This window comes from Mesorhizobium sp. M1328 (assembly GCF_040318075.1).
GTDB lineage: Bacteria > Pseudomonadota > Alphaproteobacteria > Rhizobiales > Rhizobiaceae > Mesorhizobium.
In genome coordinates, this window is the sequence record NZ_JAMYLO010000003.1 from 41,540 (window position 1) to 63,575 (window position 22,036).

The following is a 22,036-nucleotide window of genomic DNA, read 5'->3' on the forward strand; positions in this document are numbered from 1 at the left end:
AAGCCACGGCATCACAGCCGCGTGATGTTAGGCCGCTTACTCCGGCTGCCGGTAAGCGACAAAGCGGTTGTGCTTGGCCTGGAAGATCAGCCCGGTCTCCTTGAGCGTAGGGCTGGCCAGCGGCACGATACGCTTGGCGATCTCCGAAGGGTGCGGCAGCGTTTCAGGATCCTCGCCGGGTACAGCCTGCGCCCGCATCGCGGTGCGCGTTGCCCCGGGATCGGCGGCATTGACCCTGAGCGGCAGGTTTTCGGTCTCATGCGCCCATGAACGCGTCATGGCCTCGACCGCCGCCTTCGACGCCGCATAAGGCGCCCAGAAGGCGCGTGCGGAGTGGGCAAGGCTGGAGCTCAGCACGATAGCGCGGCCGGCATCGGAAAGCCTGAGCAGCGGGTCGACCGAGCGGATCAGCCGCCATGTTGCGGTGACGTTGATGGTCATCACCTTCTCGAAGGTCTTGGCCTCGACATGGCCGATCGGGGCGATGACGCCGAGCACAGCGGCGTTGGCGACCAGTATGTCGAGCTTGCCCCAGCGCTCGTGGATGGCGCCGCCCAGCCGGTCGATCCCCGCCATGTCGGCAAGATCGAGCGGGACGAGCGTCGCTTGTCCGCCGCCTGCCTTGATCTGGTCGTCGAGTTCTTCCAACCCGCCGACGGTGCGAGCAACCGCAATCACATGCGCACCGGCGGCGGCAAGCTCCCTGGCGATGAAATAGCCGATGCCGCGCGAGGCGCCGGTGACGACCGCTACGCGGCCGGAGAGATCGAGGGCAGAAATCATGAGGTCACTCTGAGATCAAAGGTTACGGAGACCAGCTACTATCATAACCGGTTGGAAACCAGATTCCTCGACGCAGGTAGTGGCCGATATTCGGCCTGACATGGTTCGGGTCCAGGGTGTCGAGATCGGGGATGATCTTGATCCTGTAGGGGGTCGGAAATCTTCCGCTGGCAAACAACCGCGTTTTGGCGAGATCTACCGCATCCGTTTCGTCTTCTGCGGTGATGCCGACGCCCATCGGAAAACCGTGGCGGCGTCCTGCTTCAAAATCCAGCCAGAACAGCTTCAGCATTGAAGCGACGTCTGCTAAGACCCGCCGGCCGCTAACAGCGACAGCGTGCGCACATTGTCGGAGCCTTCGAAATCGGCAAGCCGGGTCGGATACTGGCCGGTGAAGCAGGCGTCGCAGAATTGCGGCTGCTCGTTGTCGCGGCCGGTTTCGCCGACGGCCCGGTAGAGCCCGTCGATCGAGAGGAAGCCGAGCGAATCGACGCGGATGAACTCGGCCATCTCCTCCACCGACATGCGCGACGCCAGCAGCTTCGACTTTTCCGGTGTGTCGACGCCGTAAAAGCAGGACGCGCGCGTCGGCGGTGAAGCGATGCGCATATGTACTTCCTTGGCGCCGGCATCGCGCACCATCTGCACGATCTTCTGGCTGGTAGTGCCGCGCACGATCGAATCGTCCACTAGCACCACGCGCTTGCCTTCGATCATACGGCGGTTGGCGTTGTGCTTGAGCTTGACACCCATGTGGCGGATCGAATCGCCGGGCTGGATGAAGGTGCGGCCAACATAGTGATTGCGGATGATGCCGAGCTCGAACGGAATGCCCGCGGCCTGCGAAAAGCCGATCGCCGCCGGCGTACCCGAATCCGGCACCGGCACGACGATGTCGGCCTCGACCGGACTTTCCAGTGCCAGCTCGGCGCCGATGCGCTTGCGCACTTCGTAGACGTTGCGGCCTTCGACTGACGAATCCGGCCGCGCGAAATAGACATATTCGAAAATGCAGAAGCGGGTCTTTTGCGGCTCGAACGGGAACAGGCTTTCGATGCCCTTGCTGGTGACGACGACCATTTCGCCGGGCTTCAGGTCGCGAACGAAACGCGCACCGATAATGTCGAGCGCGCAGGTCTCGGAGGCGAGGATCCAGGCGCCGTCGAGATCGCCGAGCACCAGCGGTCGGATGCCGAGCGGGTCGCGGCAGCCGATCATCTTCTTGGACGTCATTGCCACCAGCGAGAAGGCGCCTTCGACCTGGCGCACCGCATCGATGAAGCGCGAATTCAGGTCGCGCTCCTTGCTGGTGGCTACCAGATGCAAGAGCGTCTCGGTATCGGAGGTGGAAGAGAAGATGGCGCCTTGCTTCTGCAGCGCGCGCTGCACGGTCATGGCGTTGGTGAGATTGCCGTTGTGGGCGACGGCAAAGCCGCCATCGGCAAGTTCGGCGAAGAAAGGCTGGATATTGCGCATGCCGGCGCCGCCGGTGGTGGCATAGCGTGTGTGGCCGATGGCACGGTTGCCTTGCAGGCTGTCGATGACACGCTGCTTGGTAAAGGTGTCGCCGATCAGGCCGACATGGCGTTCGACATGGAATTGGGTGCCGTCATAAGAAACGATGCCGGCCGCTTCCTGGCCTCGATGCTGCAACGCATGGAGGCCGAGTGTGACGATGGCTGCGGCGTCCTGGCGGCCGAAAATGCCGAACACGCCGCATTCGTCGTGGAAATGGTCGTCGGCTTCGGCGGAAAGCACGTCGTCTGCGTCTGCCACTGAGGCTGCCATTGGGGCTCAAGCTCCGCTAAAGTCGCCATATAAGGTCATAGCGCATCGAAAGCAACGCACGTCGTGCACATGATCGGCAGTCTTGAGCCTCGCAAGTCTGCCGAAATCAGTTTGCCGGCGCCGGGTTTTCAGGTGCCGGCGTCGCGGGCGCATTGTCGGCCGGCGGCGCGTCGCTGTCGTCGGGTGCTGGAGCAGTGGCGTCGTCGCCGGCGGCAGGGGCTTCTGCTGCGGGCGCATCGGGGCCCAGAGGCGTCTCGGTGGCCGGTTGATTCGGGTTGAGCTTGTTGAGGATGGCGTTTTCCGGGTCCTCGGGCAGCAGGCTTTCCAGCTTTGCGCCGATCGATTCGAGCAGCGGCTTTGACTTGGCATTGGCAATCCAGCCTGGAGCTTTGGCGCCGGCCAACCAATTGAAGAAAAGCAGCGCGACAGCGACGACCAGGATGCCACGCGCCGCGCCGTAGAGGAAGCCAAGTGTGCGATCAAGCGCGCCGATCCTGGAATCGATGATCCAGTCGGCGAGCTTCATGGTGATGACCGAAACGACGATCAGCGCGACAATGAAGACGATACCGGCGGCCGCCGCCATGGCGGCCTTTTCGTTATCGATATAGGGCTGAATGTAAGGCAGCACCGGCTTGTAGAAGAAGAAGGCGGCCGCCGCGGCGGCTGCCCAGGAGATGATCGACAGGATCTCGCGCGAAAAGCCGCGAACCATAGCGAGCATCGCCGAGACCAGGGTGAAGCCGACGAGAATTCCGTCAAGCAGCGTAATCGGCATGTTTTTCGCCCCACTCCGATCTCTTTTTCACGGCTCGACGAGCCGCATCACTCTTGCTCGTCGGCGCGGCTGCGCCGTGAGCCGGCTATGCGCGCCACGAGATCGGCCAGCTCGGTGGGCTGGAAAGCGCCGGCTCCGATCCCCCCGGCTCCATTACCACCAACAAGTTCCTCGCTGCCCAAGGGCAGAACCGCGCTTCCGAAACCCAGCTTTTCGGCTTCCTTGAGGCGCTGCTGCGCATGCGCAACCGGCCTCACTGCACCCGAAAGGCTGATTTCGCCGAAATAGACGCAATCGGCGGGAAGGGCAAGACCGGTGAGCGAGGAAACCAGTGCCGCCGCCACCGCCAGGTCGGCCGCCGGCTCCGAAATTCGGTAGCCGCCGGCAACGTTGAGATAGACGTCGTGCGTGCCGAAGCGGACGCCACAATGGGCTTCCAGAACCGCCAGGATCATCGACAGCCGGGCACCGTCCCAGCCGACGACGGCGCGGCGCGGTGTGCCCAGCGTCGACGGCGCCACCAGCGCCTGGATCTCGACCAGCACCGGCCGTGTGCCTTCCATGCCGGCGAAAACCGCGGCACCCGGCGACTTCGCATGGCGTTCACCGAGGAAAAGCTCGGACGGGTTGGCGACTTCCCGCAAGCCTTTGTCCGACATTTCGAACACGCCGATCTCGTCGGTTGGCCCGAAGCGGTTCTTGACCGTGCGCAGGATGCGGTAGTGGTGGCCGCCTTCGCCCTCGAAATAGAGCACCGCGTCGACCATGTGCTCGACCACCCGTGGTCCGGCGATCTGGCCCTCCTTGGTGACGTGGCCGACCAGAACGATCGCCGCTCCTGTGGATTTCGCATAGCGGATCATCGCTTGGGCGGCGGCACGCACCTGGGTGACCGTGCCGGGTGCCGAATCGGCCATGTCGGTCCACAGCGTCTGGATCGAATCGAGAATGACCAGATCCGGCCGCTTGCCGTCGGCAATGGTGGCGAGGATGTCCTCGACATTGGTCTCGGCGGCGAGTTCGACGGAGGTGCCGGCGACGCCGAGCCGCTGGGCGCGCAGCCTGATCTGGGCGACCGCTTCTTCACCCGAGACATAGACGATGCGGTGGCCCTTTGCTGCCAGTGCCGCGGCGGCCTGGGTGAGCAGTGTCGACTTGCCGATGCCGGGATCGCCGCCGACCAGCAGCGCCGAGCCACGCACGAAGCCGCCGCCGGTGGCGCGGTCGAGCTCGCCGATGCCGGAGACGATACGCGGCGCGTCCTCGATGTCGCCGGAGAGGCTGGTCAGCACCACCGCGCGGCCCTTGCGGGCGTTGCGCGTATTGGCCGGGCCAGAGCCGATACCGCCCGACGTGCCTTCCTCGACCAGCGTGTTCCACTCGCCGCAGGCATCGCATTTGCCGGCCCAGCGCTGATGCACCGAACCGCAATTCTGGCAGATGAACTGAATGCGAGATTTGGCCATCAGGCGGATACCGTTCGCAAATGGTCGAGGGCTGGCGATCCTTCGCACCCCCCTCTGTCCTGCCGGACATCTCCCCCGCAAGGGGGGAGATTGGCTGTCATTGATGCTTTCACCAATCTCCGATGCCGCAAGAGGAGAACCGGCGGCAAAACTGCCGATCTCCCCCCTTGCGGGGGAGATGGCCGGCAGGCCAGAGGGGGGTGTGGCGGAGCGCGACGGTTGGTCAAAAAGCTACTCGAACCGATCCGGCAAATGATGTTCCTCGGCAAGGTCCGAGAAGCGGGTGAATTCGCCCTGGAAGGCGAGGCTGACCGATCCCGTTGGACCGTGGCGCTGCTTGGCGACGATGACTTCGGCCTTGCCGCGCATTTCGTTCATCTCATGTTCCCACTTGATGTATTCGTCGGTGCCCGGCTTCGGCTCGCGGTTCTTCAGATAATATTCCTCGCGGTAGACGAACAGCACTACGTCGGCGTCCTGCTCGATGGAGCCCGATTCGCGCAGATCCGAAAGCTGCGGGCGCTTGTCGTCGCGGCTTTCGACCTGGCGCGACAGCTGCGACAGGGCGATGATCGGCACCGCCAGCTCCTTGGCTAGTGCCTTGAGGCCGGTGGTGATCTCGGTGATTTCCTGGACGCGGTTTTGCGACGATTTCGCGCTCGATCCCTGCATCAGCTGGATATAGTCGATGACGATGACGTCGAGGCCGCGCTGGCGCTTCAGGCGACGTGCGCGGGCCGACAGCTGAGCGATGGAAATGCCGCCGGTCTGGTCGATGAACAGCGGGATTTTCTGCATGGTCTGCGAGCAGGCGACGAGCTTTTCGAAATCCATCTCGCTGATCTCGCCGCGCCGGATTTTCGACGACGGGATTTCCGTCTGTTCGGAAATAATGCGGGTGGCCAGCTGTTCGGATGACATTTCGAGCGAAAAGAAGCCGACGACGCCGCCATTGGCCGCCTTGAACGAGCCGTCCGCCTGCTGCGCCGGGACATAGGCCTCGGCGATGTTGAAGGCGATATTGGTGGCGAGCGAGGTCTTGCCCATGCCGGGGCGGCCGGCAATGATGATCAGGTCGGACGACTGCAGGCCGCCCATGCGGCGGTCGAGGTCGCGCAAGCCGGTAGCAACGCCCGACAAATGCCCGTCGCGCATATAAGCCGCATTGGCCATGTCGACGGCCGTCTTGACGGCATCGGTGAAGCTCTCGAAGCCGCCATCGTAGCGGCCGGTTTCGGCCAATTCGAACAGGCGCCGCTCGGCATCCTCGATCTGGTCGGAGGGCGACATGTCGACCGGCGCGTCATAGGCGATGTTGACCATGTCCTCGCCGACAGTGATCAGCGCGCGCCGCGTCGCCAGGTCGTAGATGGCGCGGCCATAGTCGGTGGCGTTGACGACGGTGACGGCCTCGACCGCCAACCGCACGACATATTGCGCCACCGTCATGTCGCCGACCTTCTCGTCGGCCGGCAGGAAGGTCTTCAGCGTGATCGGCGTCGCGATCTTGCCCATGCGGATGAGCTCGGCCGCGACCTCGAAGATCTTTCTATGCAGCGGCTCGTAGAAATGGCCGGGCTTCAGGAAGTCGGAGACGCGGTAGAAGGCATCGTTGTTGACCAGTATGGCGCCGAGCAGTGCCTGCTCGGCCTCGATGTTGTTCGGCGCCTCGCGATAGAGCGGTGTTTCCGCCACGCCGAATTTTCGTGCTGCCTCTGCCATGATGTCCCCGGTCCTGATCCCCGTCTCTCGATATCAGAACGAGACAAGTCGGTGATGACTTATCTGCATCAGTCCCCAACCAACCAACTTTGATGCCCGCGATTCACAGCCAGGATCTTTCGGTGGAAAGAATCTCGATTGACTCGAATCAAGATGGCGAGCCTAGCCGTTCTCAGGCGAGAACAAAACAGGAAAATAGCTGCCGGTCATTCCGGCAAGGCATCACCCCAGTCCAGTCGCCGCGCGGCCTTGAATGTCTCGCCGTCGCGCTTGGTGAACAGTCGCTCGGCAGCACCCCCATCCTGTTGGCAAAGCTTCAGCAAGACCTTGCCGGAGCCCGACTTCGGCGGTGCGATCACTCGCGCTCGAGGCGGAGCGGCCGGATGGCGGGAAGCGGCGACAAAGATGAATTTCTCGTCCTCCCACGGCACCTCGGCATCCTTGGCCAGACGGTGCAGGCGCGAGCGGGCGACGCGGCGGGCGAAATGGCACCAGTCGGGCGCGACGAGCGGGCAGGGCGCCTCATGCGGGCAAGGCGCAAGCACGTGCGCCCCCGCCTCGATCAGTTGCCGACGCACGGCAAGGATGCGCTGCCAGCCGGCCGGCGTGCCCGGCTCGACGACCAGCAGCGTGTCGGCGGTCAGCTGCCAGAGTCGATCGACGAGTTTTGCCAGCGATGCCGGCGCGATCTCATCCAGCACATAGGCTGAAGTCACCAGCTCGGCCGGCTCCAGATCGACCAGGTCGACGGTGACGTCGCCGGTCCGCCAGGCGGTCCTGGCCGTGATCGCATCCGCGGCAAGTACTTCGCCGACCCGTCGCACCGCGGCGCCGGCCTCGAGTAGCACCGCCTGTTCGAGATCGGGCCAGAGATCGATTGTGGCCCAAAGCACCGTGCCAGGGCCGGCGCCGACATCGAGCAAGGTCTTCGGAGCATAGTCGGGTCGAGACTCGCCCACCGCATCGAGGCTGGCGCGAACGGCCGCATAGGTCGCCGGCAGCCGCGTTGCCAGATAGGCCTTCACCGCCATGTCTTCGGCCATGTGCAGGCGACCGTCGCGCAACTCTGCGCGGTAGCGGTCCGACAGCGTCTTTGCCGCTTGCTTAAGCATCGGCAACGGCACCTGTTCGAGAAGGCGGTCGACGCCTTGTCTAAGCGGGACGGGCAGTTCCATCGCTCACGCAGCCCGGGGTGCGAGCAGAACGACCGAGGCGCCAACGATGCAGATCGCGGCACCGGCAAGGTCCCAGCGGTCGGGATGCACGCCTTCCGCCAGCCACAGCCAGGCCAGCGAGGCGGCAATGTAGATGCCGCCATAGGCGGCGTAGGCCCGGCCCGCCGCGCTGGTGTCGACCAGCGCCAGCAGCCACGCGAATAGCACCAGCAAGACGAGACCGGGCGCCAACCACAGCGGCGACTTGTCCAGCCGCCACCACGCCCAGAACGAAAAGCAGCCGGCGATCTCGGCAAGTGCGGCGGCGACGTAGAGGAGGTAGGTCATGAAAAAAGGTCCCGCGTTGACGGGACCCTTTTCAGCGTGCCAGCCGGCGATGGCAAGCGGCAATGGCGCGATCGCCGACCGTCTACTCCGGATCCGCCACCTTGCGGCGGCGAGCCGGCTTGGCCGCCGGAGCCTTTTCACGACGTCCAAGATCGCGCATCTCCAGCGCCTTCTCGCAACTGGCCATGTAGTCGCGTGTCATTGGCAGCGTGTCGTTCTTCTTGGCGATCTGGATCTGGAAGATCACGAGATCCTGCCAGCGGAAGGCAGCTTCCGAGGCGGCAAGATAGAACTCCCACATACGGCAGAAGCGCTCGTCATAAATCGCTTTGGCCTTGTCGCGATTGGCGGCGAAGCGCTCGCCCCAATGCTTCAGTGTCTCGGCATAATGCAGCCGTAGAACCTCGATGTCGGTGACGACGAGCCCCGATTTTTCGATGGCCGGCATCACTTCGGAGAGCGACGGGATGTAACCGCCCGGGAAGATGTATTTGCGGATGAAGGCGCTGGTCGCCCACGGCACGCCGGAGCGGCCAATCGTATGCAGCAGCATGACGCCGTCCGGCTTCAGCAGCGTCGCCGACTTGTCGAAGAAGGTGCGGAAATGATTGACGCCGACATGCTCGAACATGCCGACCGAGACGATGCGGTCGAAACGTTCATTGAGTTCGCGATAGTCCTTGATGTCGAAATGAACCCGGTTTTGCAGGCCTTGCGCATGGGCGCGGTCGGTGGCGACGCCGTGCTGCTCGGTCGACAGCGTCACGCCCTGTACGTCGACGTCGAACGCCTTGGCGAGATAGAGCCCAAGTCCACCCCAGCCGGAGCCGATGTCGAGTACCGTCTGGCCCGCTTTCAGCCTGAGCTTGGCGGCGATATGGCGCTTCTTGGCTGCCTGTGCCTCGTCGAGCGTCATGTCCGGCTGCTCGAAATAGGCGCAGGAATACTGCATGTCCTCATCGAGGAAGAGGCGGTACAGGTCGCCCGACAGATCGTAATGGCGCTGCACGTTGCGGCGCGCCCGCGACGCCGTGTTGATCTGCTGCAGGCGCCGGAAGGCGTGGCGCAGACCCTCGATCGCCTTCGACCAGGTGGCATCGATACCGCCGCTGCCCATGTTCTGGAACGCAATGCGCATCACCCCCAGCACGCCGCCCTCGAGAATGTCGAGTTCACCGTCCATGTAGGCTTCCGGCACCGCCAGCATCGGATCGAAAGTGATGGCGCGCTCGGCATGCCTTGTCTTGATATGCATGTGCACCGGCTCGCCGCTGCCGTCACCGAAAGTCACCATCGAGCCTTGCGGCCCTGTCACCTTGAGATTGCCTGTGCGGACCAGGCGGTCGAGAACGCGTTTCAGCAGAATATTCATGACCAAATGTCCCCTCTCGGTCAGACAGGCTGTCTTATTCTGCATCAAGATATAGGGGTTCGAAAAGTTCCATTTGGCATAAAAATGCCCGGGTACGAGGCCCGGGCATTGGTCCAGAATAGCGATTAGCCGGCGAATGCCGACGAATGACGATCAGCCGTTGTCTTCGCCGCCCTCGAACTCCGCATTCGGATCGAAGAAGTTTTCCGGCCGCGCATTATCGTTGATGTCCTCGCCGTAGATGGCTTCGGCGGTGGTCAGCGTTTCGCCCTTGGCCTGGCGCTCGGCTTCGTCGGCCGTGCGGGCAATGTTGAGCGTGATGGTAACCTCGACTTCCGGGTGCAGCGCGATCGCCACATTGGTGACGCCGATGGTCTTGATCGGCTGGTTGAGCAGGATCTGGTTGCGGTTGACCGAAAAACCTTCCGCCGTCACCAGCTCGGCGATGTCGCGCGTCGAGACCGAACCATAAAGCTGACCGGTTTCGCCGGCCGAGCGCACGGCGATGAAGCTCTTGCCGTCGAGCTTTTCTGCAATCTGCGCGGCCTCGGACTTGCGCTCGAGGTTGCGGGCTTCGAGCTGGGCCCGCTGTCCTTCGAACTTCTTCTTGTTAGCTTCGTTGGCGCGCAGCGCCTTGCCCTGCGGCAGCAGGAAATTGCGGGCGAATCCGTCCTTGACCTTGACGGTGTCGCCCATCTGACCGAGGCGGGAAACGCGTTCGAGAAGAATGACTTCCATGGTTTTGTTCCTTCGCTTGGGCGCTATCCTCAGGATCGGCGCCGAATTGTCTGGAACAGGTCAGGAAGCTGGGGCGTCGCCGCCTGTGTCGCTGTCCTGCCTGTCGCGGCAGTTAGGATCTCTTGTCGAAATCCAACCCGGGATTTAGTGTTCGATCCGGCTACGCCCGTCGTGGCCGGTGAAAAAAAGCGGGCGGCGAACCGCCCGCGTAAATTTTAGCGGACCACGTAGGGCAGCAGGCCGAGGAAGCGGGCACGCTTGATCGCCTTGGCGAGTTCGCGCTGCTTCTTCTGGCTGACGGCGGTGATGCGCGATGGCACGATCTTGCCGCGCTCGGAAATGTAGCGCTGCAGAAGCCGCACGTCCTTGTAGTCGATCTTCGGCGCGTTGGCGCCGGAGAACGGGCAGGTCTTGCGGCGACGATGGAAGGGGCGCCGGGTTGGGATCTGATTGATGTCGACCATTATTCTGCGGCTCCTTCAAAGCCTTCGCGCGGACGGCGCGGGCCACGATCGGCACCGCCATCGCCGAAGCTGCGCGGCGGACGATCACCACGGTCACCGCGATCGCGGTCGCCGAATGAGCGCGGGCCACGATCGCCACGGTCGCGATCGCCGAAGCCGCCGCGTTCCGAGCGCTCTTCGCGCTTCTGCATCATTGCCGACGGACCTTCCTCATGCGCATCGACCTTGATGGTCAGGAAACGCAGTACGTCCTCGGACAGGCCCATCTGGCGCTCCATTTCATTGAGCGCGGCCGGCGGGCAGGTGATGTCCATGAGTGTATAATATGCCTTCCGGTTCTTGTTGACCCGGTAGGTGAGGGACTTCAGTCCCCAGTTCTCGACCCGGCCGACGGACCCGCCATTCGCGGTGATGACGCCCTTGTACTGTTCGACAAGCGCATCGACCTGCTGCTGCGAGAGGTCCTGCCGGGCAAGAAACACATGTTCGTATAGAGCCATAGTGTTCGTGCCTTTCTTCGTTTCTCTCCCGGTTCCCGGCGGCAAAAGCCTCTGCAACTTCTCTGACCCGCAATCCTTGCGAAGGCGGGGAAGAAAGGAGCATGACGAGACGGTCGAGAGCGGAGACACGGGAGGCGGAAGCGCTTCTGGCTTCACGCGAAGGTTCGAAAAACCTCCGGCCCTCCGTTCAGCCCCCAGCAAGGACCGGCAGATTGCGGGCGTCTATACAGGAATTTGACCGCAAAGCAAGGCCAAACGACAGGGCAAACGGCTCGATTAGTGTCCCACCGTCCCAGAGCGCCACGGGCCTCGACGGCAAGGTTTTACGGATTTCCTGAAACCGGACCTTAACCACCATGCGAAGTTCCAGCACCGGCGGGCGTGGCTTGCATCTTCGCATCTCGGCGACATCGACGCTACGCGCAAGGACGTCTTCGACCGTTATTTCCAGACCAATGTCGCCGGCCACAGGCCGCTCTCCCGCCGCCGCTGCTCAACTCGTATGCGCAGCCACTTTGCCTGTGGTTTCGGGGAAGAAATCGGGCGCCGCATGGCGCTTGCCGAACATCATGTCGTATTGCAGCAGACGGAAGTCGCGGATTGCCGGGTCGATCTCTTTCCGACGCGACCAATCGGGGGTGGCGTCGCCCCCCGGTGCCAACAGCAAATTGCGGTCGATGACGCGATAACGGTCCCGCAACTGGCCGAGGAAGCCGGTGTAATAGGGATGGGTGATGCCGGCTGTCTTCAGGATATGGTAGGGCAGGAAGGCCGGGCTGACGGCACCCAGATCCTCGGCCGGGCCACTGCGGTTCGACCAGACGATCAGCGGCGTCTGGTGGTGCAGCAGCATCTGGTCGGCCGCCTCCTTGCGCGGCGCCACATTGTCCTTCAGGAAACCGGTCTCGACGTAGACCGGCCCAAGCGGCGGCAGATGGTCGCCGAAGAAAGCGATGACCGTCGGCCGCTCGCGTTTCTTCGCCCATTCGATCAGCCGCTCGAGGCCGCGGTCCGCGTCGGAAGAGCCTTCGGCATAGCTCAACAGCGATTCACGCGCCCATTGGCTGATCGGCGCCTGCACCTTATGGGTCGGATTGTTATAGCGATACGGCTCATATGGTCCGTGGTTCTGCAGGCTGACGGCGAAAAAGAAGACCGGCTCGGCGCTGGTATCGGCCTCGTGGATGATCTCGTCCGTCATAGCTGCGTCCGACGCGAGCGGTCCGCGTTTTTGCATGGGGGGCAACGTCTCCTCGGACTTGAAGTCGTTGAAGCCGAAATCGGCATAGACCGCCCCTCGGTTCCAGAACCAGTTGGTGCCGGGATGGATGGCACGCGCCCGGTAGCCCTGACTTTTCAGGAAGGTCGCCAGCGAAGGGGTCGGTGTCCGCACATATTGCTGGTAGGGAATGCTGCCCGCCGGCAGGAAGGCGTTGGAAAAGCCGGTCAGGGCCTCGAACTCGATGTTGGCCGTCATGCCGCCGAATTCGGGGGAGAACATGTAGCCCGTGCGCAGTGCCCGCACATTGGGGATAGGGTCGGGTGTGATGGTGACGCCGGGCAGCTTGGTCGGATCCCAGAAGGATTCGCTCATGACGACGATGATGTCGGGCTTTTCAGCAGGTACCGAGGCCGTCACCTGCGGTTTGCCGATCGCTTCGATCGCCTTGTCGGAATAGCCGGGCGGCGCCGAGACATGGGCCATCGGGACGTTCAGCGCGAAGGCGAGCGCAAAACCGTTCGAAGCGTAGTTTTCCTTCTGGTCCCACATGATCGGGATGATCTGCAGCCGGTCGCGCGTCCACGAGAAAGTGGCATAGTCCATGATGGAGACGAAGAAGGCGATCAGCGGCACCGTCAGTGTCAGCCGGGCAAGGCGGCCCTTATGGCTGAGTGCCGGAACGCGGCGGCGCCATAGCCGCCAGCCATAGACGAGCAGCGACAGCCCGCCGACAATGCCGATCGCCAGGGCAATGGCGGTTCCCGGGCGATCGCGGACCAGGAGCGGCATCAGTGCCACGATCTGCCGGGAATAGAGGAAATCGGTCGGATAGAGCGGATCGCCGAGATAGAGCGACTTCTGGTGGCCGACGAACGCCAGCGACAGCGTCAGCGGCGCGACTATCATCAGGCTCTGATGACTGCGGCCGAGCACGGCGTCGAGGCCGATGAGGATCAGCGCAAAAATGATGATCGTGGTCCAGCCGGGTTTGAAAGGCTGCAGAAAGAAATCGACAGTGCCGGCAAAGTTGCCGCGCACGATCAGTTCGATGGCAAACACCAGGATGGCCGCGGCCAGCAAGCTGATAAGGCCATAGCGGATGACAGGCCATTTGCGCTCCGGTAGATAGCCGGTCGACGGATCGCCTTCAAGAAACTGTGGCGCCGCCTCGGCTGCGCTCTGCTTGGTCTTTGCCACTTCAATAGTTCCCCGGCCCGCAACAAAAGCGTCACTCGATTGTCATCGAACTGTGACGCAAAGCCTAGCGCCTGCGGCGAAAATAAGAAGAGCCAGCAAACAAATCGTGAGCGGTTTTCATCATGAGTGATCGCCAAAAAGGCCTGCCGAAACAGGCACTCGGCCGCCATTACGAGGTGAAGGTTGGACTTGACTTGGCCGCACGCCTTGCGTCACAGGCAACGAGAACCAGCAGCTGGGAGCCGACGATGGCCATCGCATTCACCTTTCCGGGGCAGGGCAGCCAAGCTGTCGGCATGGGCAAGGACCTCGCCGAAACCTTTGTGGAATCGCGGCAGATCTTCGAGGAAGTCGACGACGCGCTCGGCGAAAAACTATCGCAGCTGATCTGGGAAGGGCCGGAAGAGATGCTGACGCTGACCGCCAATGCCCAGCCGGCGCTAATGGCGGTGTCGCTTGCCGCAATCCGGGCGCTGGAGGCGCGCGGCTTCTCCCTGAAAGGCAAGGTCACCTATGTGGCCGGCCACTCGCTCGGCGAATATTCGGCACTTGCGGCCGCCGGTTTCGTTTCGGTCGCGGACGCTGCCCGGCTGTTGCGCATCCGCGGCAACGCCATGCAGGCGGCGGTACCGGCAGGCGAGGGCGCCATGGCGGCGATCATCGGGCTGGAACAAGCCGACGTCGAGGCCGCTTGCGCAGAGGCCGCCCAAGGCGCGGCTAAAGATCCCGCACAAGCCTTGGTTTGCCAGATCGCCAATGACAATGGCGGCGGCCAGCTGGTGATCTCCGGCGCCCGGCCGGCGGTCGAACTGGCGGCGAAGCTATGCACGGAGAAGGGCGCCAAGCGGGCGCTGATGCTGCAGGTCTCGGCGCCCTTCCATTCGGCGCTGATGAAGCCGGCGGCCGAGATCATGCGGGAGGCGCTGGCCGCCGTGACGAAGATTGCGCCGGTCGTGCCGCTGGTCTCGAATGTTACGGTGACCCCGACGAGCGATCCCGACGAGATTGCCCGCCGCCTCGTGGAACAGGTGGTCGGGCGCGTGCGCTGGCGCGAAACGGTGGAGTGGTTCGGCGCGAATGGCGTTGCGACGCTCTACGAAGTGGGCGCCGGCAAGGTGCTGTCGGGGCTGGCCCGCCGCATCAACCGCGACATTGCCACCAGCAGCATCGGATCGGCGGCGGAGGTCGAGACGGCACTTGCCGCCTTGGGGTGACCACGTAGCTTGAATTCATCGGTGCTTGCCGCTAGATGAATACATGTATCGCAACGAGGTGCGGCATGCCCACATCGATCCGCCTTTCTCCTGAAGTCGAGCAGCGCCTGGATTTTCTCGCCGCCAAGACTGGTCGCAGCAAGGCCTACTATCTGCGCGAGCTCATTGAACGTGGTCTGGAGGACTTGGAAGATTACTACTTGGCTGCCGAAGTCGTTGAGCGGATCAGGCGTGGTGAAGAAGACGTCATGAGAGCCGAGGACTTCTGGCGTGGCCTGGACGCTTGAATACGCCCGCTCGGCGCGAAAATTTGTCGAAGAATTGGATCCGCAGACACGTCACCGTATCCGTGATTTTATCGAAAACCGCATTGCCGTTCTCGACAACCCGCGTGAACTCGGCAAACCGCTGAAGGGTCCGCTCGCAACCTTTTGGAGATATCGCGTCGGAGATTATCGCATCATTTGCGATGTGCAGGATAACCGGCTCGTCATTCTGGTGGTAACCATAGGCCACCGCGGCGACGTTTTAAGATAGCCGAACTCGCCAGCCCCTATGATTGGCCAGTATGATTTGGGAAGAGGATAAAACATGTTCGAATTGACCGGCCGCAAGGCGCTCGTCACTGGCGCATCGGGAGGCATCGGCGAGGCGATCGCCCGCGTGCTGCATGCCCAGGGCGCCATCGTCGGCCTGCACGGCACACGTATCGAGAAACTGGAGGCGCTGGCCGCCGAACTGGGCGACCGGGTAAAGCTTTTCCCGGCCAATCTTTCCAATCGCGACGACGTCAAGGCGCTCGGCCAGAAGGCGGAGGCCGATCTCGAAGGCGTAGATATCCTCGTCAACAATGCCGGCATCACCAAGGACGGGTTGTTCGTACGCATGGCTGACGCCGACTGGGATAGCGTGCTCGAGGTCAACTTGACCGCCGTGTTCCGGCTGACCCGCGAGCTTACCCATCCGATGATGCGGCGCCGCCATGGCCGCATCATCAACATCACCTCAGTGGTCGGCGTCACCGGCAATCCCGGCCAGACCAATTATTGCGCCTCCAAAGCCGGTATGATCGGCTTTTCCAAATCGCTGGCGCAGGAGATCGCCACCCGCAATATCACCGTCAACTGCGTCGCCCCGGGCTTCATCGAATCGGCGATGACCGCCAAGCTCAACGACAAGCAGAAAGAGGCGATCATGGCGGCGATCCCGACCCGGCGCATGGGCACGGGCGCCGAAGTCGCCTCTGCCGTCGCTTACCTAGCTTCCAACGAGGCAGCCTACGTCACCGGCCAGACCATTCATGTCAATGGCGGCATGGCAATGATCTAACACTTGGGAAAACGCTTCATTCCGTCTTGGATGCACGGGATTTTTCGTGTAATGCCGCCCGCAACCCGGCGGTTCGGGCAAAAACCGGTCCTGTTCCGTTGCGTTTCCGGCAGGACCATCTTTCAGCTTGATTAGCGGCATTCTGCCCGCTAACGAAGACAGACAACCAAAAGACGAGGATGCCCAAATGAGTGACACCGCAGAGCGCGTCAAGAAGATCGTCATCGAGCACCTTGGCGTCGATGCCGACAAGGTGACGGAGCAGGCGAGCTTCATCGATGATCTGGGCGCGGACAGCCTCGACACGGTCGAACTTGTCATGGCGTTCGAAGAAGAATTCGGTGTCGAGATCCCGGACGATGCGGCCGAGACCATCCTGACTGTTGGCGATGCGGTGAAATACATCGACAAGGCCTCCGCCTGACGCTATTTGCAGTCATTACCGGGGAGGACCTGCGATGAGGCGTGTCGTCGTCACGGGCCTTGGGCTGCTTTCGCCGTTCGGCATGGGCTTCGAGCACAGCTGGAAGGAGCTTCTGACCGGCCGCAGCGCAGCCAAGCGCATCACCGAATTTGAGGTGGAAGACCTTGCCTGCAAGGTCGCCCACGTCATTCCGCGCGGTGACGGCTCCAATGCCACTTTCAATCCTGAAGCCGTTCTCGAGCCGAAGGAATTGCGCAAGATCGGCGACTTCATCCTGTACGGGATCGCGGCCGCCGACGAGGCACTCAAGGATTCCGGCTGGCAGCCGAAGACGCATGAGGAACAGTGCGCCACCGGCGTGCTGATCGGTTCGGGCATCGGCGGCATCGAAGGCATCGCCGAGAATGCAATGATCCTCAAGGAACGCGGTCCGCGCCGCATCAGCCCGTTCTTCATCCCCGGCCAGATCATCAACCTCGTCTCCGGTCAGGTCTCGATCCGGCATGGGTTGAAAGGCCCCAACCATGCCGTCGTCACCGCCTGCTCGACCGGTGCGCACGCCATCGGCGATGCCGCCCGGCTGATCATCTGGGGCGATGCCGACGTTATGGTCGCCGGCGGCGCCGAAGCGCCGGTGACGAGGCTTTCGATCGCCGGATTCGCCGCTTGCCGCGCGCTCTCCACCGAGCGCAACGACGCGCCGCAAACGGCCTCACGCCCCTACGATCGCGATCGCGACGGCTTCGTCATGGGCGAGGGCGCCGGTGTTGTCGTGCTCGAGGAGCTCGAACACGCCAAGGCCCGCGGCGCCAAGATCTATGCCGAGGTCACCGGCTACGGTCTGACCGGTGACGCCTATCACATCACCGCGCCTGCCGAAGACGGCGACGGCGCTTTCCGTTGCATGACCGCGGCGCTGAACCGGGCGAAGCTGACGCCGGCCGATGTCGACTACATCAACGCGCACGGCACCTCGACCATGGCCGATACGATCGAACTCGGCGCCGTCGAGCGGCTGGTCGGCAACGCCGCCTCGAAGATATCGATGTCGTCGACCAAATCGTCGATTGGCCACCTGCTGGGCGCGGCGGGTGCTGCCGAGGCGATCTTTTCGGTCCTCGCCATTCGCGACAACATCGCGCCGCCGACCATCAATCTCGACAATCCGGAGCGCGAAACGGCGATTGACCTGGTGCCGCACAAACCGCGGGCCCGGCAGATCGAGGTGGCGCTGTCCAACTCCTTCGGCTTCGGTGGCACCAACGCCTCGCTCGTCTTCCAGCGCTACAATGGCTGACCGCTCCGCCGGTTTCCGTCTGCCGTCAATTTTGCCATATTCGCCCCTACTCTGCCCGAGGGGATTCGTCGCAAGATCAAATGGTAGGGCGCTATGAACACAAATCCGGCCGATAACGGCGAATTCGGGCAGCGGCCAGCAACGCCCGGCCCGATCGTGCCGAAGACGGCCAGCGAGGCGTTGCGGCCCGAGGCCGGCACGCCGCCGCCGAAGCGCTCGCGTGCCTCGCGCAGCCAGTTCGTCGTGTTCATGAACTTCGTCATCTCTTCGGTGATGCTGATGGTTCTGGCGGCAGGCGTTGCGCTGTATTTCGGCAAGCAGGAGTTCAACGAGCCCGGCCCGTCGGCCAATGGCGACACGTTCCTGGTCAAGCCGAATAGCGGCGTCCAGGAGATCGCCGACCAGCTTGAGCGGCGAGGGCTGATCAGCGACGCCCGCATCTTCCGCCTTGGCGTGCGCGCCTTTGGCAATGATTCCGCCCTGAAGGCCGGCGAATACGAGATCAAGCCGCAGGCGTCGATGCACGATATCATGGAACTGTTGAAGAGCGGCAAGTCGGTGATGTATTCGCTGACTATCCCCGAGGGACTGACGGTCGAGCAGGCGCTGCAACGGATCGCCGAGCAGGACGCGCTGACCGGCGATATGCCGTCGACCACTCCACCCGAGGGCAGCCTCGCCACCGACACGCTGCGCTTCACCCGCGGCGCAACACGCCAGCAGATGGTCGACAAGCTTCTGGCCGACCAGAAGAAGCTGGTCGACGAAGTCTGGCAGCGCCGAGCGCCGGATCTGCCGATCGCCAACGTTGAGGATTTTATCACCCTGGCCTCGATCGTCGAGAAGGAGACCGGCAAGGGCGATGAACGCTCGCGCGTAGCCGCCGTCTTCCTCAACCGGCTGGCCAAGGGTATGCGGCTGCAGTCGGACCCGACCATCATCTACGGCCTGTTCGGCGGCAAGGGCAAACCCATCGACCGCCCCATCTATCAGTCGGACATCCAGAAGCCGACGCCCTACAACACCTATCTGATCAACGGCCTGCCGCCGACGCCGATCGCCAATCCCGGTCGTGCGGCGCTGGAGGCAGTCGCCAATCCGTCGAAGACCAGCGATCTTTACTTCGTTGCCGACGGCAGTGGCGGCCACGTCTTTGCCTCGACCCTCGATGAGCATAACGAGAATGTCGCTCGCTACCGGGCACTGCTGAAAAAGCAGGCGCAGGACGCCGCCAAGGCCGGGGCAACCAATACCGGAGCCGACACGCCGGCGGGAGCCATCGTTGACGATGCGGGCGCCACCGCCGCCCAGTAGGGCCGGACGCCATCAGGTTCGCCCTGTGCATGTCCGGGTGGATGTGCAAGGGCAGCTATGACATTGAAATTCACATGATCCTGTCCGGAGAAATCGTTCCGGCTTGAGAGCATTCGGCAAAGGGACGCACGGCTACATGAACTTGCAGAGCATGACCGGTTTTGCGCGCAGTGTCGCCGAACACGACGGCACTTCGATTGCCTGGGAAGCCAAGTCCGTCAACGGCAAGAGCGTCGAGGTCAGGCTGCGGCTGCCGCAAGGTTTCGACCGGCTGGAGCCGGCCGTCCGGCAGACGGTGCAAAAGCGTTTTGCGCGCGGCAATTTCCAGATGACGCTGACCATTGGCCGCGCCGCCGGCGCTCAAGCGCAACCCGTGGTCAACGAGGCTTTCCTGAAGGATCTGGCGGGGTTGGCCAAGCGACTGCAGGAGCAGTTCGGAGTAGCACCTGCGGCGGCCGACGGGCTGCTTGCGCTGCGCGGCGTCCTCGACATTCCCGAAACCATCGAAACCGAAGAGGCGCGCAGTGTGCTCGATACCGCGATACTGTCGGCGCTGGAAGCAGCACTGAACGGGCTGCAGCAGGCGCGCCAGGGCGAAGGTGCCGCACTTAGTTCCCTGCTGTCCGGCCATATCGACGCCATCGAGGCGCTGACGCTGCGGGCCGAGGCCGATCCATCACGCGAGCCGGCCACGATCCGCGAAAGGCTCGCCGAGCAGATCCGCCTGTTGATGGACGCGTCCGCCAACCTGGACGCCAGCCGGCTGCATATGGAAGCGGCGTTCCTGGCCACCAAGGCCGACATACGCGAGGAGATCGACCGGCTGAAGACGCACGTGGCGTCGGGCCGGGCGCTGCTCGCCGGCGGTGGCGCCATCGGCCGCAAGCTCGATTTCCTAGCACAGGAATTCAACCGCGAATCGAATACGCTGTGTTCCAAGTCGAATGCCGCTGCGGTCACCGCCATCGGGCTGGAGCTGAAGGCGGTCGTCGACCAGTTTCGCGAACAGGTCCAGAATCTGGAATGATCCCGATGCCAAGCCACATGACTGCCAAGCCCCATGACCGCTAGGGATGTGGGTTCCCGCATTCGGCGCCGCGGGCTGATGCTGGTCTTGTCGTCGCCGTCAGGCGCCGGCAAGTCGACGATTGCGCGCAATCTGCTGGAGAGCGATTCCAGCCTGGAATTGTCGGTCTCGGTCACCACGCGGCCACGCCGCGGCAGCGAGATCGAGGGCGTCCATTACCACTTCCGCACCATGCGCGAGTTCGAGCGGCTGCGCGATTCCGATGCGCTGCTCGAATGGGCGGAGGTGCACGGCAATTGCTACGCGACGCCGCGCGAGCCGGCTGAACAGGCGCTGGCCGAAGGCCGCGACATGCTGTTCGACATCGACTGGCAAGGCGCTCAGCAGCTCAAGGAGAAGATGCGCGCCGACATCGTCTCGATATTCATCCTGCCGCCATCGATGAAGGAATTGAAGGCGCGGCTGAAGCGTCGCGCCGAGGATCAGGAAGCGGTGATCGAGACGCGGCTCAAGAACGCCCGCAACGAGATCGAGCACTGGAAGGAATATGATTTCGTCATAGTCAACGACGATCTCGACCGCGCTTTCGCCGAGGTGCGGGGCATCGTCACGGCCGAACGGCTCAGACGCGATCGCCGGCCAGGCCTGTTCGATTTCGTCTCGGGGCTGCTCGACGAAAAGACGGATTGATCAAGGCGCTGTCCCCGCGACCAGGATCAGATTGCGACTGAGTGCGGCGTCGCGCAGTTCCAATGCCGCGGCATATTCGGCGGAGCGATACCAACGCCGCGCCGTGTCCATGTCGGGGAATTCGACGATGATCAGCGGCCCGGGAGACCAGTCGCCTTCCAACATTTCCACCTCGCCGCCGCGTACCAGATAGCGCCCGCCATGCTGGGCGATGGAGGCAGCCGCGCGGGCGCGATAGGCTTCGATAGCCTCTGCGTCACGGATCGCGACGTCGGAAATGACATAGGCGGCCACTGTTTGTCTCCGGGCAAGGTTTGTCAGGCTATCTATGCCATGAGAGCGGAAATTCCACGCGGACGCTTCCCTGCATCACACCGCGTTGGTCAGGCGAACGAATTCCTCGACGCTGAGCGTCTCCGCACGCCTGGTCGGATCGATGCCGGCGCGGGTGAGCAGTGCCTCGCCGCCGAGGCTTTTCACGCTCTGCCGCAGCATTTTCCGGCGCTGGCCGAATGCCGCTTCGGTGACGCGGCTGAGCCGTTTCACCTCTGCCGGCAAGGGGTTGGGGCGCGGCACCAGATGCACCACCGAGGACGTCACCTTGGGTGGCGGCGTGAACGCCTGCGGCGGCACGTCGAACGCAATCCTCGCCTCCGTCCGCCAGCCGGCCAGCACGCCGAGCCGACCATAGGCCTCGCTGCCGGGGCTGGCTGCAATGCGTTCGGCGACCTCGCGCTGGAACATCAGCGTCATCGATGTGTAGAAAGGCGGCCACTCGGTCACGGTCAGCCAGCGAACCAGCAATTCGGTACCGATATTGTAAGGCAGGTTGGCGACGATTTTCGCCGACCCGCCGCTTCCCGGCACTCCTTTGGCAAGCGCTGCAAAATCAGTTTTCAGCGCATCGCCGGCTACGATCTCGAGCCGACCCGGATAGTGGTTCGCGATCTCGGCCAAGGCCGCCAGGCAGCGCTCGTCGCGCTCGATCGCGACGACCCGCCGGGCGCCATTGAGGAGCAGGGCCCGGGTCAGCCCGCCCGGACCGGGACCGACCTCGATAACCGTAACATCGGACAGGTCGCCGGCGATCCGTGCAATCTTGCTTGTCAGGTTAAGGTCGAGCAGAAAATTCTGGCCGAGTGCCTTTTTCGCCTGCAGCCCATAGCGCTCGATCACCTCGCGCAGTGGCGGCAGGCCGTCTATGCTCAT

The 22,036-nt window shown here is 63.2% G+C and carries 25 protein-coding genes; 9 read left to right on the top strand and 16 right to left on the bottom strand.

Translation table 11 applies throughout. The features are described from left to right. Positions 1-36: 36 nt before the first annotated feature. The 14 genes from NKH23_RS08640 to NKH23_RS08705 all read right to left on the bottom strand — a co-directional run bounded on the left by NKH23_RS08640 (position 37) and on the right by NKH23_RS08705 (position 13,532). Positions 37-783 (bottom strand): SDR family NAD(P)-dependent oxidoreductase, encoded by a 747-nt coding sequence (locus tag NKH23_RS08640; RefSeq protein ID WP_352647445.1) that lies wholly within the window; start codon positions 781-783, stop codon positions 37-39. Between the two features lie 22 nt (positions 784-805). After that, positions 806-1,075, bottom strand: a complete 270-nt coding sequence (locus NKH23_RS08645; RefSeq protein ID WP_352911513.1) for a hypothetical protein — start codon at positions 1,073-1,075, stop codon at positions 806-808. A 14-nt stretch (positions 1,076-1,089) separates the two neighbouring features. Further along, on the bottom strand, positions 1,090-2,559 hold the full coding sequence (gene purF, locus NKH23_RS08650; RefSeq protein WP_352911510.1) for an amidophosphoribosyltransferase: 1,470 nt from the start codon (positions 2,557-2,559) through the stop codon (positions 1,090-1,092). A gap of 118 nt (positions 2,560-2,677) precedes the next feature. Next, positions 2,678-3,349 (bottom strand): CvpA family protein, encoded by a 672-nt coding sequence (locus NKH23_RS08655; protein ID WP_352911507.1) that lies wholly within the window; start codon positions 3,347-3,349, stop codon positions 2,678-2,680. Positions 3,350-3,396: 47 nt separating this feature from the next. Next, positions 3,397-4,815 carry a DNA repair protein RadA gene (gene radA, locus NKH23_RS08660; RefSeq protein ID WP_352911504.1) on the bottom strand — a complete coding sequence of 473 codons (1,419 nt, stop codon included), beginning with the start codon at positions 4,813-4,815 and terminating at the stop codon, positions 3,397-3,399. 231 nt (positions 4,816-5,046) lie between these two features. After that, complete coding sequence (locus NKH23_RS08665; protein WP_023677714.1) at positions 5,047-6,537, bottom strand: replicative DNA helicase; 1,491 nt, start codon at positions 6,535-6,537, stop codon at positions 5,047-5,049. A 206-nt stretch (positions 6,538-6,743) separates the two neighbouring features. Further along, on the bottom strand, positions 6,744-7,712 hold the full coding sequence (locus NKH23_RS08670; protein WP_352911501.1) for a small ribosomal subunit Rsm22 family protein: 969 nt from the start codon (positions 7,710-7,712) through the stop codon (positions 6,744-6,746). A 3-nt stretch (positions 7,713-7,715) separates the two neighbouring features. Beyond that, complete coding sequence (locus NKH23_RS08675) at positions 7,716-8,039, bottom strand: YnfA family protein (RefSeq protein ID WP_352911499.1); 324 nt, start codon at positions 8,037-8,039, stop codon at positions 7,716-7,718. 82 nt (positions 8,040-8,121) lie between these two features. Continuing rightward, positions 8,122-9,411 carry a cyclopropane fatty acid synthase gene (locus NKH23_RS08680; RefSeq protein ID WP_352567445.1) on the bottom strand — a complete coding sequence of 430 codons (1,290 nt, stop codon included), beginning with the start codon at positions 9,409-9,411 and terminating at the stop codon, positions 8,122-8,124. A gap of 153 nt (positions 9,412-9,564) precedes the next feature. Further along, positions 9,565-10,149 carry a 50S ribosomal protein L9 gene (gene rplI, locus NKH23_RS08685; protein WP_254820243.1) on the bottom strand — a complete coding sequence of 195 codons (585 nt, stop codon included), beginning with the start codon at positions 10,147-10,149 and terminating at the stop codon, positions 9,565-9,567. A gap of 215 nt (positions 10,150-10,364) precedes the next feature. Further along, a complete protein-coding gene (gene rpsR / locus NKH23_RS08690) occupies positions 10,365-10,613 on the bottom strand; it encodes a 30S ribosomal protein S18 (protein ID WP_006203718.1) in 249 nt (82 codons plus the stop codon). Next, a complete protein-coding gene (gene rpsF, locus NKH23_RS08695; RefSeq protein ID WP_292663863.1) occupies positions 10,613-11,113 on the bottom strand; it encodes a 30S ribosomal protein S6 in 501 nt (166 codons plus the stop codon). Before rpsF ends, rpsR begins: the two co-directional genes overlap by 1 nt. Positions 11,114-11,300: 187 nt before the next feature. Continuing rightward, positions 11,301-11,582, bottom strand: a complete 282-nt coding sequence (locus tag NKH23_RS08700; RefSeq protein ID WP_352911495.1) for a hypothetical protein — start codon at positions 11,580-11,582, stop codon at positions 11,301-11,303. 24 nt (positions 11,583-11,606) lie between these two features. After that, a complete protein-coding gene (locus NKH23_RS08705; protein ID WP_352911492.1) occupies positions 11,607-13,532 on the bottom strand; it encodes an LTA synthase family protein in 1,926 nt (641 codons plus the stop codon). Positions 13,533-13,780: 248 nt separating this feature from the next. On the opposite strand from NKH23_RS08705, the gene fabD reads away from it, so the two are divergent. From fabD to gmk, 9 genes are all read left to right on the top strand, one after another. After that, positions 13,781-14,746 carry an ACP S-malonyltransferase gene (gene fabD, locus NKH23_RS08710; RefSeq protein ID WP_352911489.1) on the top strand — a complete coding sequence of 322 codons (966 nt, stop codon included), beginning with the start codon at positions 13,781-13,783 and terminating at the stop codon, positions 14,744-14,746. A gap of 65 nt (positions 14,747-14,811) precedes the next feature. Further along, positions 14,812-15,033 (top strand): type II toxin-antitoxin system RelB family antitoxin, encoded by a 222-nt coding sequence (gene relB, locus NKH23_RS08715; protein ID WP_352467166.1) that lies wholly within the window; start codon positions 14,812-14,814, stop codon positions 15,031-15,033. Beyond that, the gene (locus tag NKH23_RS08720) at positions 15,017-15,283 is read left to right on the top strand and encodes a type II toxin-antitoxin system RelE family toxin (protein WP_352911486.1); all 267 of its coding nucleotides are present in this window, start codon (positions 15,017-15,019) and stop codon (positions 15,281-15,283) included. The genes relB and NKH23_RS08720 overlap by 17 nt, the downstream gene beginning before the upstream one ends. Before the next feature lie 54 nt (positions 15,284-15,337). Continuing rightward, entirely contained in the window at positions 15,338-16,075 is a 738-nt protein-coding gene (gene fabG, locus NKH23_RS08725; RefSeq protein ID WP_292663869.1) for a 3-oxoacyl-[acyl-carrier-protein] reductase, read from the top strand. A gap of 187 nt (positions 16,076-16,262) precedes the next feature. Continuing rightward, positions 16,263-16,499 carry an acyl carrier protein gene (locus tag NKH23_RS08730; protein WP_006203723.1) on the top strand — a complete coding sequence of 79 codons (237 nt, stop codon included), beginning with the start codon at positions 16,263-16,265 and terminating at the stop codon, positions 16,497-16,499. Positions 16,500-16,533: 34 nt separating this feature from the next. After that, positions 16,534-17,796, top strand: a complete 1,263-nt coding sequence (gene fabF, locus NKH23_RS08735; protein ID WP_352911483.1) for a beta-ketoacyl-ACP synthase II — start codon at positions 16,534-16,536, stop codon at positions 17,794-17,796. A 93-nt stretch (positions 17,797-17,889) separates the two neighbouring features. Next, positions 17,890-19,110, top strand: a complete 1,221-nt coding sequence (mltG, locus tag NKH23_RS08740) for an endolytic transglycosylase MltG (protein WP_352911481.1) — start codon at positions 17,890-17,892, stop codon at positions 19,108-19,110. 136 nt (positions 19,111-19,246) lie between these two features. Next, a complete protein-coding gene (locus NKH23_RS08745) occupies positions 19,247-20,137 on the top strand; it encodes a YicC/YloC family endoribonuclease (protein ID WP_352911478.1) in 891 nt (296 codons plus the stop codon). A gap of 33 nt (positions 20,138-20,170) precedes the next feature. Then, on the top strand, positions 20,171-20,827 hold the full coding sequence (gmk, locus tag NKH23_RS08750; protein WP_023677701.1) for a guanylate kinase: 657 nt from the start codon (positions 20,171-20,173) through the stop codon (positions 20,825-20,827). Here gmk and NKH23_RS08755 read toward each other — a convergent pair whose 3' ends face one another. Both NKH23_RS08755 and rsmA read right to left on the bottom strand, forming a co-directional pair. Beyond that, positions 20,828-21,121 (bottom strand): DUF1330 domain-containing protein, encoded by a 294-nt coding sequence (locus NKH23_RS08755; protein ID WP_352467161.1) that lies wholly within the window; start codon positions 21,119-21,121, stop codon positions 20,828-20,830. Positions 21,122-21,196: 75 nt separating this feature from the next. Then, positions 21,197-22,036 (bottom strand): 16S rRNA (adenine(1518)-N(6)/adenine(1519)-N(6))-dimethyltransferase RsmA, encoded by an 840-nt coding sequence (gene rsmA, locus NKH23_RS08760; protein WP_352911474.1) that lies wholly within the window; start codon positions 22,034-22,036, stop codon positions 21,197-21,199.

Excerpts from the sequence above, each read along its gene's own strand:
- rplI (WP_254820243.1), bottom strand. The coding sequence starts at position 10,149 with ATGGAAGTCATTCTTCTCGAACGCGTTTCCCGCCTCGGTCAGATGGGC.
- NKH23_RS08670 (WP_352911501.1), bottom strand. The coding sequence starts at position 7,712 with ATGGAACTGCCCGTCCCGCTTAGACAAGGCGTCGACCGCCTTCTCGAA.
- NKH23_RS08640 (WP_352647445.1), bottom strand. The coding sequence starts at position 783 with ATGATTTCTGCCCTCGATCTCTCCGGCCGCGTAGCGGTCGTCACCGGC.
- mltG (WP_352911481.1), top strand. The coding sequence starts at position 17,890 with ATGAACACAAATCCGGCCGATAACGGCGAATTCGGGCAGCGGCCAGCA.
- rpsR (WP_006203718.1), bottom strand. The coding sequence starts at position 10,613 with ATGGTCGACATCAATCAGATCCCAACCCGGCGCCCCTTCCATCGTCGC.
- radA (WP_352911504.1), bottom strand. The coding sequence starts at position 4,815 with ATGGCCAAATCTCGCATTCAGTTCATCTGCCAGAATTGCGGTTCGGTG.
- fabD (WP_352911489.1), top strand. The coding sequence starts at position 13,781 with ATGGCCATCGCATTCACCTTTCCGGGGCAGGGCAGCCAAGCTGTCGGC.
- NKH23_RS08730 (WP_006203723.1), top strand. The coding sequence starts at position 16,263 with ATGAGTGACACCGCAGAGCGCGTCAAGAAGATCGTCATCGAGCACCTT.
- fabG (WP_292663869.1), top strand. The coding sequence starts at position 15,338 with ATGTTCGAATTGACCGGCCGCAAGGCGCTCGTCACTGGCGCATCGGGA.
- NKH23_RS08645 (WP_352911513.1), bottom strand. The coding sequence starts at position 1,075 with ATGCTGAAGCTGTTCTGGCTGGATTTTGAAGCAGGACGCCGCCACGGT.
- NKH23_RS08665 (WP_023677714.1), bottom strand. The coding sequence starts at position 6,537 with ATGGCAGAGGCAGCACGAAAATTCGGCGTGGCGGAAACACCGCTCTAT.
- NKH23_RS08745 (WP_352911478.1), top strand. The coding sequence starts at position 19,247 with ATGAACTTGCAGAGCATGACCGGTTTTGCGCGCAGTGTCGCCGAACAC.
- NKH23_RS08680 (WP_352567445.1), bottom strand. The coding sequence starts at position 9,411 with ATGAATATTCTGCTGAAACGCGTTCTCGACCGCCTGGTCCGCACAGGC.
- NKH23_RS08655 (WP_352911507.1), bottom strand. The coding sequence starts at position 3,349 with ATGCCGATTACGCTGCTTGACGGAATTCTCGTCGGCTTCACCCTGGTC.
- gmk (WP_023677701.1), top strand. The coding sequence starts at position 20,171 with ATGACCGCTAGGGATGTGGGTTCCCGCATTCGGCGCCGCGGGCTGATG.
- relB (WP_352467166.1), top strand. The coding sequence starts at position 14,812 with ATGCCCACATCGATCCGCCTTTCTCCTGAAGTCGAGCAGCGCCTGGAT.
- NKH23_RS08675 (WP_352911499.1), bottom strand. The coding sequence starts at position 8,039 with ATGACCTACCTCCTCTACGTCGCCGCCGCACTTGCCGAGATCGCCGGC.
- fabF (WP_352911483.1), top strand. The coding sequence starts at position 16,534 with ATGAGGCGTGTCGTCGTCACGGGCCTTGGGCTGCTTTCGCCGTTCGGC.
- rsmA (WP_352911474.1), bottom strand. The coding sequence starts at position 22,036 with ATGAGCATAGACGGCCTGCCGCCACTGCGCGAGGTGATCGAGCGCTAT.
- rpsF (WP_292663863.1), bottom strand. The coding sequence starts at position 11,113 with ATGGCTCTATACGAACATGTGTTTCTTGCCCGGCAGGACCTCTCGCAG.